Below are 12962 nucleotides of genomic sequence, written 5' to 3'. Positions count from 1 at the left end.
GGATTGGTTCTCAAATGGCACAAAGTACAGAGCATTGGAGCCATTATTGGCAAAATAGCAAAAGCCTGAATAGCTTTAGTGAAGGTGATTCTGCATTGGGATATACAGGAAACTTGCAGTTTTACTGGCACGATATTTTTGGCAGGACAGCAACTGGTGCTGTTATTGTAGACATTGCCTCAGGCAATGGCGCTTTAGCTATTTCAGCCGTAGCCTTTTCTGAGCTGAATGACAAAAAATTTACGGTATACGCATGTGATATCGCGGATGTAAAGCCTGAAGTACTTTTTCAGTCTGAACCGGATATTCTGGCAAAACTTAAAAAAGTGCAGTTTTATCCTGCTACGGCAATAGAAAATCTCCCTTTTGAAAATAATAGTATCGACCTGATTATCAGCCAATTTGGTTTTGAATATGCTAATCAGATGGAAGCAGTTGCTGAATGTAATCGTGTATTAAAGCCAGATGGCTGTTTTAATGCCCTAATACATCACGCCGACTCTTTCATATCTAAAGATTCTGAAGCAGGTTTGGCGTTCTACAAAAATTGCCTAAGCGAAGAGGGGTTTTTAACACAAGTAGAACAGTTATTAGTTTTGGCGGAAAGCTGTTGGCTTAAAGGAGTATCACCGACAACGGATGTGGATTATGTGGCACAAAATAAAATTTTATTCAAAATCGCGACTGCTTTAAAAGCACAATACAGTTCCACTGCAGCAGCCTTTTGGTGTGATGACTTATTACGTCGTTTAGCTCCTGTGTTAGCCAGCCCAAAGCCAGGTAATCTTACCTCATTTCTTAGCTTCAGGCATTCTGTTGTTTTATATATTGCCAGGCTCGAAGATCAAGTAAACGCCACCTGGTCTCAGTACGACAGAGATAATTTTATCAGTACTTTCCAATCTAATTTAGCCGCGTTGCGGGTTACGCCATTTTATGAAGAAAATGCGCTGTTTGCCTGGAGTCTTGATTGGCAGAACACAGGTTAACAAGAAGATTATTCATGTCCACTTTTAAACTGAGGTGAGCCGATTCTGGTTTTAAATGCTGGCTATGGGGTGCATGTCGGCGAAATATATTCTAACCTTGTCAGGTCTTATGCTCTGCAATCCACAAACACAACAGGTGAAAACATGAAAACAGCAAAACATTCAAACGTGGCAATGGCAGTAGGTGCTTTAGTATTTGGTTCGCTGGCTACTGTGGCCACAACAGCCAATGCCAACCCGTTTACTGCTATGGAATTGGCGTCCGGTTATGAGATGGTAGCCGGCGAGGGTAAATGTGGCGAAGGCAAGTGTGGTGAAGATAAAGCCAAAAAAGCCAAAGAGAAAATGAAAGACGGCAAATGCGGTGAAGGCAAGTGCGGCGAAGGGAAAATGAAACACAAAGCCAAAGAAGGCAAGTGCGGCGAAGAGAAGATGAAAGAAAAAGCCGACAAAATGAAAGATAAAGCCAAAGAAGGCAAATGTGGCGAGGGCAAGTGCGGTGAAGGTAAATGTGGCGGTAGTGTATAACGCAGCCGGCTAAGGCCTGCAGCTGCAGGCCTTTTACTTTTCAGGAGCTGAGCAATGATTATGCCTCCAACCCCGGCGTTAGCGGGTTCAGGCTTGGGCCTGCGCCGCGAAATGCTGAGCGATATACTTAAGGCTAAACCGGCACAGATTGATTTTTTTGAAGTGGCGCCGGAAAACTGGCTCCCCTTTGGTGGCAAGCTGCAAAAGCAGTTCGCTCAACTGGCAGAGCAGCATCGCTTTATATGTCATGGTTTGTCGTTGTCAATTGGCAGCCCGGAGCCGCTGGACGTGGTGTTTGTGCGCCAGGTAAAACAGTTTTTACGCCGCTACAACATCAGTTTATACAGCGAGCATTTAAGTTATTGCTCCGGCGCCGGTCATTTGTACGATTTGATGCCGATCCCCTTTACGCAAGAAGCAGTAAGCTACGTGGCAAAGCGGGTGCGCCAGGTGCAGGATATCCTCGAGCAACCGCTGGTGCTGGAAAACGTATCTTATTATGCCGCACCCGGTCAGCAGATGTCTGAGCAGGACTTTACCCTCGCGGTGTTGCAGGAAGCGGATTGTCAGCTGCTGCTGGACGTGAACAATATTTATGTTAACTCAGTAAATCATCGTTATGACGCGCTGCAGTTTTTACGCGCTATGCCGGGCGAGCGTATTGCTTATTATCATATTGCCGGCCATTTTAACGAGGCCGACGATTTACTGGTCGATACTCACGGTTCGGCGGTGATTGACCCGGTGTGGCAGTTGCTGGCGCAGGCGTATCAGTTGCATGGTGTGAAACCGACGCTGTTAGAGCGCGATTTTAATATCCCTGAACTTAGCGTGTTATGTGAAGAACTGGAACAGATCAAAATATTGCAGCAAAGTGCCGCGGCTGACCACCTGGCGTTGAGGGCGTAAGCAGATGCAGTTTCAGCAGGTGCAACAGGCGTTTATCGCCCATATTAAAGACCCGCAACAACCGGCGCCGGCCGGCATTGAAGAGCGGCGCATGGCGATTTACCGCGAGCTGTTTTTTAATAATGTGCAGGGTTTTGTCAGTACGGCTTTTCCGGTACTAAGGTCGTTGTACGGCGATACTGACTGGCAGCAGCTGGTGCGCCGCTTTTTTATCGGCTATCAGTGCACCAGTCCGTATTTTTTGCATATTGCCGAACATTTTCTGCATTATTTGCAACAAGACTACCAGATTACTGAACAGGACCCGGTGTTTATGCTGCAGCTGGCGCACTATGAGTGGGCGGAGCTGTATCTGGCGACCAAGCAGCTGCCATGCAGCGAAACTGCTATCAGCGCCGGGCAGGTTGCCAATAGCCCGCTGCAGCTGTCTGAACTGAGTATGTTGCTGGCGTATCCGTATCAGGTGCATCAGATTAGCGTTGATTACCGGCCGGCACAACCTGGCGAGGTACAATGTTACCTGCTGTACCGTAATGCTGCAGATGAGGTGAAGTTTGTGCTGATTAACCAGCTGACTGCGGCGTTATTGCAAACCTTACAACAAGCCCCGGGCAGTACGCTGCTGCAACTGGTACAGCAACTGTTACCGCTGTTGCCACAGTTTAATGCATCGCAGTTACAGCAGGGCGCTATCAGCTTATTACAGGACTTTGCTGCAAAAGGTGTGCTGGTGTCTTTTCAAGCAGAGCAAAATTCATTACCATAGGCGCCCTTAATTTCGCTGATGACAGAAGAGAAGTGTAATGGCAGACGAAAAGTTTAAAGAGTCGTTTAACCTGTGGCAATTTCTTGCCCTGGTGGCAGTATTCGTGTCCTTACTGTGTCTGGCGCCAATAGTGCGTTGGTTTCAAATTCTGGCATAATGCAGCAGCAGTGTTGAAGGCCGCCCAAGGGCGGCTTTTTTGTCCCGGCCGGGACACTTAATAAAAGGTTTTCCAACATGGATAAGCAAGCATTAGCGCTTGAGTTAAAACAAGTTATTAAAACGGTTGTGGATTACCCGAAGCCAGGCATCGTATTTCGTGATGTTACCAGCCTGATGCAGGATGGCCCCAGCTTTAAAAAAGTCATCGACGCTTTTTGTCAGTTGTATGCTGATAAAGGCATTACCAAGATTGTCGGTACTGAATCACGCGGCTTTATATTTGGTGCGCCGCTGGCCTATGCGCTGGGTATCTCTTTTGTGCCGGTGCGTAAGCCGGGTAAACTGCCGCGCCAGCGTATTTCACAAAGCTATCAGCTGGAATATGGCGAAGATGCCTTAGAGTTGCATGCCGATGCGATAGTACCGGGCGATAAAGTACTGTTGGTAGACGATTTGCTGGCTACCGGCGGCACTATAGATGCCACCGCTAAACTGGTGCGGCAACTGGGCGGCATTGTTGATGATGCAGCCTTTGTTATTGCTTTACCTGAGTTGGGCGGCGTGGCGCGGCTGCAACAAGCCGGGTTAAATATCCTCAGTCTGGTTGAGTATAGCGGCGAATAAGTTTAGTCTGTCACAGATTACCACAACCAAGATACCAGCAGCTGTTATGAGTTATCAGGTCTTAGCCCGTAAGTGGCGCCCGCAGCATTTTGCCCGTTTGGTCGGGCAGGATCACGTAAAAAATGCGCTGGGCAATGCGCTGAGTAATAACCGGCTGCATCATGCTTATTTATTTACCGGCACCCGCGGTGTCGGTAAAACGACCATAGCGCGTATTTTCGCCAAAAGCCTGAACTGTGAGCAGGGCATTACTGCCACGCCTTGTGGCCAATGTTCTGCCTGCACTGAAATTGACGCCGGTAACTTTGTTGACCTGCTGGAAATTGATGCGGCTTCGCGCACCAAGGTGGAAGACACCCGCGATTTACTCGACAATGTGCAATATGCCCCCAGCCGTGGCCGCTTTAAAGTATACCTGATAGATGAAGTGCATATGCTGTCTAAGCACAGTTTTAATGCGCTGCTGAAAACCCTGGAAGAACCGCCGCCGCATGTCAAATTCCTGCTGGCGACAACCGATCCGCAAAAGTTGCCGGTTACGGTATTATCGCGCTGCCTGCAGTTTAATTTATTGGCGTTAAGCCCGCTGCAAATAGAGCAGCATCTGGCGTTTGTGCTCGGTGAAGAGCAAATACCCTTTGAACAAAGCGCATTAACTCTGCTGGCTCGTGCGGCCAAAGGCAGTTTACGCGATTCGTTAAGTTTAACCGATCAGGCTATTGCGCAAAGTAATGCCAATATTACCCTGGATACGGTGCGTACCATGCTCGGCTTTTTGGATCAAAGCTGGGCGCAGCAATTGTTGCAGGCCATTTTGGCGCAAGATGCGGCGCAGCTGCAAATTCAACTGGCAGCGTTGGTACAGCAACAAAGTAATTTTGCTCAGGTATTGGATGACATGCTGTCTATCCTGCACCTGGCAGCGTTAACACAGTTTAGTGAAAATGCCGCGGCCTTTTCAGAACAGCAGGCTTTTGTCCGCCAACTGGCGGATACTTTAGCGCCGGCTCAGGTGCAGCTTTACTATCAGCTGTTGATCAGCGGCAAAAAAGAGCTGCCTTATGCACCGGACCCGTTAACCGGGCTGGAGATGGCCTTATTGCGGGCGATGGCGTTTGTGCCGGAGACATTAAGTAACGCGACAGCACCGGCTAAAGCCCCAATAGCGCAGCCGGTTGCTACGGCGACAGCAGTGCAAGCCCGCGCCACAGAGACTAACAGCACACAAGCTGCAACAGAAACACCTGCAGAAACTACAGTAATACCTGCTGTTGCTGCAGAGCATGGGGTACCGGCAGCAGCCGGCACAGACAACAACCAGACAACAGCGGCGGCGTTATCTGTTGACGACGATGCGCCAACACACCGCGTTGCTCAGCCGGAAACGCAAACCCGGCCAGCAGCCGATGCTGCAGAACATAGTGCTGGTATTGATCCGGTAACGGCGCGAATTATGGCGCGTCGCGGCGTACAGGTAACTGCGGCGCCGGAGCCAAAAAAGCCTGAGCGCCGTGAGGCGCCGCTTACTGCAAATGCTACAGCGCGTCCCGGGCTTGCCGCAGCGCCCGCTGTGCCGCCCTCTGATGTGCCGTCGCCGGTGCAAGCTACTTCCGTATCAACGCCGGCAGTGGCTGCGGCATCTGCGGAGCCTGAGCGACACAGTGACGATACTTACGAGCCGGATGATAGCGACATGCCGCAATATGATGCGGCAGTGGCGGATGCGTTATGGCAACAGTACGAGCAGGATGTGCAGCACGTTGCTGCGCCGCAGGCACCGGAGGCCCCGACACACAGTTTTGACGGCAGTATTAATGAGCAGAATTTTTCCGTCCGTTTTGCGGCTCAGGTTGATGCCTGGGCGGCGCGGGTAGAAACCCTCGATACCGGCGGTTTAAGCCGGCTGTTTTTACTCAATGCCGCTATGCAACTGGATGGTAATAAGCTGAGTTTAACCGTGGCGCAAAGCCAGCAGCATCTGGATAGCGATAGCTTTCGTACTAAGTTACAACAGGTACTGGAACGCAGTTTTAACCAGCCGCTAAGCATTGCTATTACCTATCAGAGTGAAGTGGCGCAAAGCCCGTTATCTATCCAACAGAAAATTGTGCAGGAACGCTTTGGTTATGTCAGCCGCTTGCTGCAGGAAGATGACAAAGTACAGCAATTGCAACAGTTGTTTGATGCACAGCTGCTACCCGATACCATAGTGGTAAACTAGCGGCTTAAGCTGTGCGCTAAGTGCGCATAACTTGTAATTTGGCGGCGAAGTTATTATCTTGTCGCCGGTAGAAGGTCAGTGTCCGATACACTGCTATTTCAACTTAATTTTACAGCAGGTACAAAGCTATGTTTAAAGGCGGTATGGGCAACATTATGAAGCAGGCGCAAGCCATGCAGGAAAAAATGCAGAAAATGCAGGCTGAAGTTGCGGCGATGGAAGTGACCGGTGAAGCCGGTGCCGGGCTGGTAAAAGTAACCATGCTGGGTAATCACAATGTACGCCGGGTGAGTATTGACGACAGCCTGATGCAGGATGACAAAGACATGCTGGAAGATTTAATTGCCGCGGCAATTAACGACGCGGTGCGCCGTGTTGATGAAACCAGCAAAGAAAAAATGGCTTCAGTTACCGGCGGCCTGCAATTGCCACCGGGTATGAAAATGCCATTCTGATGAGCCGTCATACGCCGCTGGTGCAACAACTTATTGATGCACTGCGCATTTTGCCCGGGGTTGGGCCAAAGTCGGCGCAGCGCATGGCGTTTTCGTTGTTAGAACGTAACCGCGAGGGCGGCCTGCAGTTGGGCGAGGCACTAAGCGCTGCGATGAACAACGTAGGCCATTGCCAGCAATGCCGTACTTTTTGCGAAACCGCGCTGTGCCATATTTGCACAGACCCTGCTCGTGCGGCAGACGGTATTATCTGTGTGGTAGGTTCTGCGGCGGACCAAATGGCCATTGAACAAACCGGCCAGTTTAAAGGTCGTTATTTTGTGTTGCAGGGCTATTTGTCGCCGCTGGATGGCATAGGCCCGCAAGATTTGGGGCTGGATAAACTCAGCCACTTATTAGCGGCCGCCGGTGTAACCGAGCTTATCCTGGCGACCAACCCCACGGTAGAGGGCGATGCTACCGCATTTTATATTGCTGAGCTGTGTCATAAGCACCAGATAAAGGTATCGCGCATTGCCCAGGGTATTCCGGTTGGCGGTGAGTTGGAGTTTGTCGATGGCACCACGCTGTCACATGCTTTTAGCGGTCGTAAAGCCTTCTGATTGTTATAACCCTGCTTGAAATCCGGTTAATCCTCCCCATATTAGTTGTCAGTGTTTGGCTGCCGGTGCAGCCTGCGTAATAACTGTTAAACTTTAATGTTCGGGGATAGACACAATGAGTGATACCACAGCCACTTCCAACGGCCAAAAGCAAACCCATGGCTTTCAGGCAGAAGTAAAACAACTGCTGCAGCTGATGATCCATTCACTGTATTCCAACAAAGAAATTTTCCTGCGCGAGCTGGTATCTAACGCTTCAGACGCGGCTGATAAACTGCGCTTTCTGGCGTTGTCAGACGGTAGCCTGTACGGCGATGACGGTGAGCTGCGGGTACGTATCAGCCTGGATGAAGCCACCCGTACCTTAACGGTAAGCGATAACGGTATCGGCATGACGCAGGAAGAAGTAATAAGCCATCTGGGCACTATTGCTAAATCCGGCACCAAAGAATTCTTCTCGCAGTTATCCGGTGACCAAAGCAAAGATTCCAAGTTAATTGGCCAGTTTGGTGTGGGGTTTTACTCTGCCTTTATCGTGGCCGACAAAGTAACGGTACGCACACGTAAAGCCGGTGCCGCCGCCAATGAAGCCATTGAATGGGAGTCGGCCGGCGAGGGTGATTACAGCATTACGCCTATCAGCAAAGACAGCCGTGGTACTGAGATAGTGCTGCACCTGCGCGAAGGTGAAGACGAGTTCTTAAACCGCTGGAAGGTAGAGAGTATTGTTACCAAGTACTCAGATCATATCAGCATTCCGGTAGAGTTATGGCAGGAAGAGCAGCCGGAGCGCGATGGTGCTGACGGCGAAAAAATTGCAGCTGTGCCGGGCCACTGGCAGGCGGCCAATAAAGCTACTGCGCTGTGGACCCGTGATAAATCTGATATTAGCGACGAAGAGTATCAGGAGTTTTACAAACATATTTCGCACGACTGGAGCGAGCCGTTAAGCTGGAGCCACAATAAAGTAGAAGGTAACAGCAATTACACCAGCTTACTTTATGTGCCGAAAAAAGCGCCGTTTGATATGTGGAACCGCGAAGCACAACATGGTCTGAAGCTGTATGTGCAGCGCGTGTTTATTATGGATGATGCCGAGCAGTTTATGCCGGCTTACCTGCGTTTTATCAAAGGTGTGCTTGATTCAAGCGATTTACCGCTGAACGTGTCACGCGAAATTTTGCAGGACACCAAAGTAACCCAAACCCTGCGTAAAGGTTGCAGCAGCCGGGCGCTGAAAATGCTTGATAAGTTGAGCAAAGATGCAGAGCAATATCAGACATTCTGGACAGAATTCGGCCAGGTGTTAAAAGAAGGTCCGGCAGAAGATATGGCCAACAAAGAGCAAATTGCGGCTCTGTTACGCTTTGCTTCAACCCATAACGATGACAGCACACAGAACGTCGCGTTGGCTGACTATATCAGCCGGATGAAAGAAGGCCAGGACGAGATTTACTATATTGTGGCCGACAGTTATGCCGCGGCTAAACACAGCCCGCATTTAGAGGTGCTGCGTAAAAAAGGCCTTGAGGTGCTGCTGCTATCCGATCGCATCGACGAATGGCTGGTGCAGCATTTAACTGAATTTGACGGTAAAAAGCTGCGCTCAGTGGCCAAAGGCGGTTTAGATTTATCCAAACTGGATGATGAAGAAACGAAAAAGGCACAGCAGGAAGCAGAGCAGGCGTTTGCCGATGTTATCGGCCGCTTTAAAACGGCGCTGGGCGACCAGGTAAAAGATGTCAAAGTCAGTCATCGCTTAACCGAGAGCCCGGCTTGTGTGGTGACAGACGAGTTCGATATGAGCACGCAGATGATTAAGCTGATGGAGTCGGTTGGCCAAAAGGTGCCGGATGTTAAACCGATTTTTGAGCTGAACACTGAGCATCAACTGGTAAAACGCATCGCAGATGAACAGGATGAAGCACGCTTTAAGCAATGGGCAGAGGTATTGCTGGAGCAGGCCCTGCTGGCCGAGCGCGGCAGCTTAAAAGACCCGGCGGCTTTTGTGGCCAGGCTGAATAATCTGTTACTGTCGTTAGCGAAGTAACCGCTAAAGCCTTTGCTGCGGCCATAAGGTTGCAGCAAAGGCGCTTATCAACAAACCGGGTTTCTTCCGTTTTTATCCTATCTATATTTTAATCTGCTTCTATACTTTCAACAGCTTACCGTTACCGGCAAGGAGCCGCTTATGTTTAATTTCTGGCGCAATATGGGCTTTGGTGGCCGGCTTACCGTGATTATGGTTAGCCTGTTGTTGGTGTCAATCCTGGTGCTGACCAGTTTAGTGTTTATTGAATACCGTAATTCGCAAACCCGCGCGGTGGTAAATACCTTACAAACTACCAGTGTGTTAAATGCCGATGCGTTTACCGATTGGTTGTTGGCACGGCAGGAGGAAATGCGTTACTTAGCACGGTTACCGCAAACACAACAGTTGCAACTGGATGACACTGCGGTGCTAATGCAGCAATTGGCGCAGGCGCAAGGCTACTACGACACCATTTTTGTGGTCGCGCCCTCAGGTAAGGGCATGGCCGGTGTCAGCTTTGTCAACGGCCAGGCGCAGATTCTAGATGTTGCTGAGGCAAATGCTTTTGATGTTGCCGACAGAGCCTGGTTTAAGCAGGCTATCAGTGGCCGGGATGCGTTTTCGCAACCTATAGTGTCGCGCGCTACCGGTAACCGTATCAGTACTGTTGCTATTCCTATCCGGCGTAATAATGAAATTGTTGCGGTAATGCGCGGAGCGGTGCAACTGACGACTATCTTTGCCAGAGTGAATGACCTGAGCCATAACGATTATACCGAAATTTATTTGCTCGACAGTGAAGGTAAAGCCATTACCCCGGCAAGCTCGATTAAGAATACCGACCAGCCGCTGCAAACACAGGCGGCTGAGGGGATCCGGCAAAAGCAAAGTGATATTGGCCAATACACTAATGCAGCCGGCACGGCGGTAATTGGCAGCTACAGCTTTATTCCTATGCTGGGCTGGGGCCTGGTGTTGGAAAGTCGTGAATACGAAGCTCTGGCAGAAGTGCGGGAAATGCTCTGGACCTTAGTGATCATCTCAGCCGTAGTGTTGTTGGTGGCGATAGTGGTATGTATCACCCTGGTGCGCACCATTACCCGCACCTTAGGCGGTGAGCCCGATTACACAGCAAATATCGTGCATCAGGTGGCAAAAGGCGATTTAACCGCCAGTGTGCGGTTAAAAGCCGGCGACAGTTCCAGTTTGCTGGCGTCTATCCATGTGATGCAGCAAAACCTGCGTGCTATGTTGCTGCAAATCCGTGATTATTCTGATCAGGTAGCTGCGGCGGCTACAGAGCTGTCGCAAATTAACGAACAAACCCAGCGCGGTATTGAGCTACAAAATACTGAGATTAACAGCTCTGCAGTAGCGATGAACCAAATGACCACATCTTTGGAAGAAGTGTCGCGTAATACCCAGCAAGCGGCAGATGCCGCCGGTGCGGCGGAAAAAGAGACGCAACAGGGCCAGTTAGTGGTAAGCCAGACTGTAAAAGATCTCGCTGGCTTATCAGCTGAAGTCAGCCGCGCGGCAGAGATTATTAATCACCTGAAACAAGACAGCGATAAGATAGGCAATATTTTGCAGGTCATAGAGGGCATCGCCGAACAAACCAATTTATTGGCACTGAATGCGGCAATTGAAGCCGCCAGAGCCGGTGAGACCGGTCGCGGTTTTGCTGTAGTGGCGGATGAGGTAAGAACCCTGGCCAGCCGCACCAAAGACTCCACCACTGAAATCCAACAAATGATTGAAAAACTGCAAACCGGCACCGATAAGGCGGTTGATGCCACCAATAAAAGTGAGCAAGCAACCCGAAAAACCGCAGAGCAGGCAGGCAAAGCCGGTGATGCCTTAACCAGCATCAGCGCTGCGGTATCGCTGATCAATGACACTGCCCAGCAAATTGCCAGCGCGACTGAACAGCAAACCACAGTATCACGCGATTTAAATAAGAATCTGCACAGCATCAGCGATGTGGCTTATCAAACGGCAGACAATGTCACCCAGTCAACCCAGGCCAGTGAGTCGCTGGCCGATTTGGCCGAGCAGCTTAAAGCTTTGCTGGCTAAGTTCAGGGTGTAACCTGCTACAACTTTAGTCGGGTAAGCTGCGGCAACGGCTGAAAAAGAATGTGCTTTTCAGCCGTTTGGCGTAAAAAAACGTGACGATTGCTGTCTTTGCTCAGCTATACGACTAAAAGCCAATGAAATAGCCGGACCAGTTAACGCAACAAGACAAACTTCTTGTCTCAGGCAATACATTATGTAAAGATCCGGCCTTTATAATTAATGGATCAATCCCAGAACATGAGGGTGTTGCTATGCGCATAATTTTGTTGGGTGCCCCGGGTGCCGGTAAAGGAACCCAGGCTCAGTTTTTGATGAGTAAATACGGCATTCCGCAAATCTCTACCGGCGATATGTTGCGTGCAGCAATCAAAGCGGGTACGGAACTGGGCTTAGCGGCCAAACAGGTAATGGATGCCGGTCAGCTGGTATCAGACGATATTATTATCGGCCTGGTAAAAGAGCGCATTGCCGAACCGGATTGCAGTAAGGGGTTTTTGCTGGATGGTTTTCCGCGCACTATTCCGCAAGCTGATGCGATGAAAGAAAAAGGCATCGTTATTGATCATGTTATTGAATTTGATGTACCGGATGACGTAATTGTTGAGCGCATGAGCGGTCGACGCGTACACCCTGCATCAGGTCGGGTATACCATATTCGCTATAATCCGCCTAAGGCAGATGGCAAAGATGATCTAACCGGTGAAGAGCTGGTTATTCGTCCTGACGATGTGGCAGAAACCGTCCGTAAGCGTCTGGCGATTTACCACGAGCAAACCGAACCATTGGTCGGTTATTACCGCGCTGAAGCCGACGCCGGTAACACCCGTTATCACCATATTGATGGCACTAAGGCGGTTGATGCCGTAACTGCCGAACTGGTGTCCTTACTTAGCTAGACCGCACTTACAGCAAAAAGCCCTGAACAGTCAGGGCTTTTTTGTGTCTGCTACAGCGGTGCAGAGTACTTAACTTTTCGGCAGTAGCTGTTGCAGTGCATTTAACGCCGCAGCATAGTCAGGTTCTTGTGCTAATTCCGCCACCAACTGCTGGTACGCCAGTTTACCCTTGTTATCTACAATTAACACAGCACGGGTTAATAAGCCCATATCTTTGATAAGCAAGCCATAATTGCTGCCAAAATCACGCCATACTGCGTCGGATAACACTACTACTTTGTCTATTTGCTCCTGCTGACAATAGCGTTTTTGCGCAAAGGGCAGATCCGTACTGATGGTCAATAACACCACATTAGCCGGTAAGTTCGCCACTTCGGTGTTAAAACGCTTGGTTTGCAATGAACAGACTCCGGTGTCTATACTGGGCACCACGCTGATCAGTACTGTTTTACCGCGATAGTCCGCCAGTGCTACCGTTTTAAAGCTGGCATCTACCACTTTAAAAGCCGGGGCGGTATCGCCGACACTGAGTTTATTGCCCAGCAATACCACTTGTTGATTACCGGCTTTTACTTTGCTTAAGCGCTCAGGTAACGAGGCCTGAAAGTCTGCGGCATTGCCGGCGAAACTGACACAAAGCATGGCTGCGGCAACGCAGGTTTTGCTATAAAGATGAGATAGTGCTGACATGATACAGCTCCTG

General features: G+C 49.9%; 12 protein-coding genes. 11 read left to right on the top strand and 1 reads right to left on the bottom strand.

Translation table 11 applies throughout. From position 1 onward, the window contains the following. Nucleotides 1-14 precede the first annotated feature (14 nt). The 11 genes from ACTZWV_RS12000 to adk all read left to right on the top strand — a co-directional run bounded on the left by ACTZWV_RS12000 (nucleotide 15) and on the right by adk (nucleotide 12259). Entirely contained in the window at nucleotides 15-989 is a 975-nt protein-coding gene (locus ACTZWV_RS12000) for a class I SAM-dependent methyltransferase (protein WP_444786766.1), read from the top strand. 144 nt (nucleotides 990-1133) lie between these two features. Then, nucleotides 1134-1517 (top strand): HvfA family oxazolone/thioamide-modified RiPP metallophore, encoded by a 384-nt coding sequence (locus ACTZWV_RS11995; RefSeq protein WP_444786765.1) that lies wholly within the window; start codon nucleotides 1134-1136, stop codon nucleotides 1515-1517. 60 nt (nucleotides 1518-1577) lie between these two features. Further along, a complete protein-coding gene (locus ACTZWV_RS11990) occupies nucleotides 1578-2426 on the top strand; it encodes an HvfB family MNIO-type RiPP peptide maturase (protein ID WP_444786826.1) in 849 nt (282 codons plus the stop codon). A 4-nt stretch (nucleotides 2427-2430) separates the two neighbouring features. Further along, complete coding sequence (locus ACTZWV_RS11985; protein WP_444786764.1) at nucleotides 2431-3192, top strand: HvfC family RiPP maturation protein; 762 nt, start codon at nucleotides 2431-2433, stop codon at nucleotides 3190-3192. Nucleotides 3193-3426: 234 nt separating this feature from the next. Continuing rightward, nucleotides 3427-3975 carry an adenine phosphoribosyltransferase gene (gene apt, locus ACTZWV_RS11980; protein ID WP_305552872.1) on the top strand — a complete coding sequence of 183 codons (549 nt, stop codon included), beginning with the start codon at nucleotides 3427-3429 and terminating at the stop codon, nucleotides 3973-3975. Nucleotides 3976-4021: 46 nt separating this feature from the next. Next, nucleotides 4022-6196: a DNA polymerase III subunit gamma/tau gene (gene dnaX, locus ACTZWV_RS11975; RefSeq protein ID WP_444786763.1), complete on the top strand. Its 2175-nt coding sequence runs from the start codon at nucleotides 4022-4024 to the stop codon at nucleotides 6194-6196. A 128-nt stretch (nucleotides 6197-6324) separates the two neighbouring features. Beyond that, the gene (locus ACTZWV_RS11970; RefSeq protein WP_068232296.1) at nucleotides 6325-6651 is read left to right on the top strand and encodes a YbaB/EbfC family nucleoid-associated protein; all 327 of its coding nucleotides are present in this window, start codon (nucleotides 6325-6327) and stop codon (nucleotides 6649-6651) included. Next, entirely contained in the window at nucleotides 6651-7253 is a 603-nt protein-coding gene (recR, locus tag ACTZWV_RS11965; RefSeq protein ID WP_444786762.1) for a recombination mediator RecR, read from the top strand. The genes ACTZWV_RS11970 and recR overlap by 1 nt, the downstream gene beginning before the upstream one ends. A gap of 115 nt (nucleotides 7254-7368) precedes the next feature. Beyond that, a complete protein-coding gene (gene htpG, locus ACTZWV_RS11960; protein WP_444786761.1) occupies nucleotides 7369-9303 on the top strand; it encodes a molecular chaperone HtpG in 1935 nt (644 codons plus the stop codon). A gap of 141 nt (nucleotides 9304-9444) precedes the next feature. Next, nucleotides 9445-11376, top strand: coding sequence for a methyl-accepting chemotaxis protein (locus tag ACTZWV_RS11955; protein WP_444786760.1), 1932 nt, complete (start codon nucleotides 9445-9447; stop codon nucleotides 11374-11376). A gap of 238 nt (nucleotides 11377-11614) precedes the next feature. Continuing rightward, entirely contained in the window at nucleotides 11615-12259 is a 645-nt protein-coding gene (gene adk / locus ACTZWV_RS11950; RefSeq protein ID WP_444786759.1) for an adenylate kinase, read from the top strand. 69 nt (nucleotides 12260-12328) lie between these two features. Here adk and tpx read toward each other — a convergent pair whose 3' ends face one another. Beyond that, complete coding sequence (tpx, locus tag ACTZWV_RS11945) at nucleotides 12329-12949, bottom strand: thiol peroxidase (protein WP_444786758.1); 621 nt, start codon at nucleotides 12947-12949, stop codon at nucleotides 12329-12331. Between the last annotated feature and the right edge of the window lie 13 nt (nucleotides 12950-12962).

It is taken from the genome of Rheinheimera sp. NSM, from assembly GCF_052380015.1.
In the GTDB taxonomy this organism is placed as follows: domain Bacteria; phylum Pseudomonadota; class Gammaproteobacteria; order Enterobacterales; family Alteromonadaceae; genus Alishewanella.
Note: the sequence above shows the minus strand (reverse complement) of the source record. Positions and strands in the feature narration are given on the sequence as shown.

Excerpts from the sequence above, each read along its gene's own strand:
- ACTZWV_RS12000 (WP_444786766.1), top strand. The coding sequence starts at position 15 with ATGGCACAAAGTACAGAGCATTGGAGCCATTATTGGCAAAATAGCAAA.
- ACTZWV_RS11995 (WP_444786765.1), top strand. The coding sequence starts at position 1,134 with ATGAAAACAGCAAAACATTCAAACGTGGCAATGGCAGTAGGTGCTTTA.
- ACTZWV_RS11990 (WP_444786826.1), top strand. The coding sequence starts at position 1,578 with ATGCCTCCAACCCCGGCGTTAGCGGGTTCAGGCTTGGGCCTGCGCCGC.
- ACTZWV_RS11985 (WP_444786764.1), top strand. The coding sequence starts at position 2,431 with ATGCAGTTTCAGCAGGTGCAACAGGCGTTTATCGCCCATATTAAAGAC.
- apt (WP_305552872.1), top strand. The coding sequence starts at position 3,427 with ATGGATAAGCAAGCATTAGCGCTTGAGTTAAAACAAGTTATTAAAACG.
- dnaX (WP_444786763.1), top strand. The coding sequence starts at position 4,022 with ATGAGTTATCAGGTCTTAGCCCGTAAGTGGCGCCCGCAGCATTTTGCC.
- ACTZWV_RS11970 (WP_068232296.1), top strand. The coding sequence starts at position 6,325 with ATGTTTAAAGGCGGTATGGGCAACATTATGAAGCAGGCGCAAGCCATG.
- recR (WP_444786762.1), top strand. The coding sequence starts at position 6,651 with ATGAGCCGTCATACGCCGCTGGTGCAACAACTTATTGATGCACTGCGC.
- htpG (WP_444786761.1), top strand. The coding sequence starts at position 7,369 with ATGAGTGATACCACAGCCACTTCCAACGGCCAAAAGCAAACCCATGGC.
- ACTZWV_RS11955 (WP_444786760.1), top strand. The coding sequence starts at position 9,445 with ATGTTTAATTTCTGGCGCAATATGGGCTTTGGTGGCCGGCTTACCGTG.
- adk (WP_444786759.1), top strand. The coding sequence starts at position 11,615 with ATGCGCATAATTTTGTTGGGTGCCCCGGGTGCCGGTAAAGGAACCCAG.
- tpx (WP_444786758.1), bottom strand. The coding sequence starts at position 12,949 with ATGTCAGCACTATCTCATCTTTATAGCAAAACCTGCGTTGCCGCAGCC.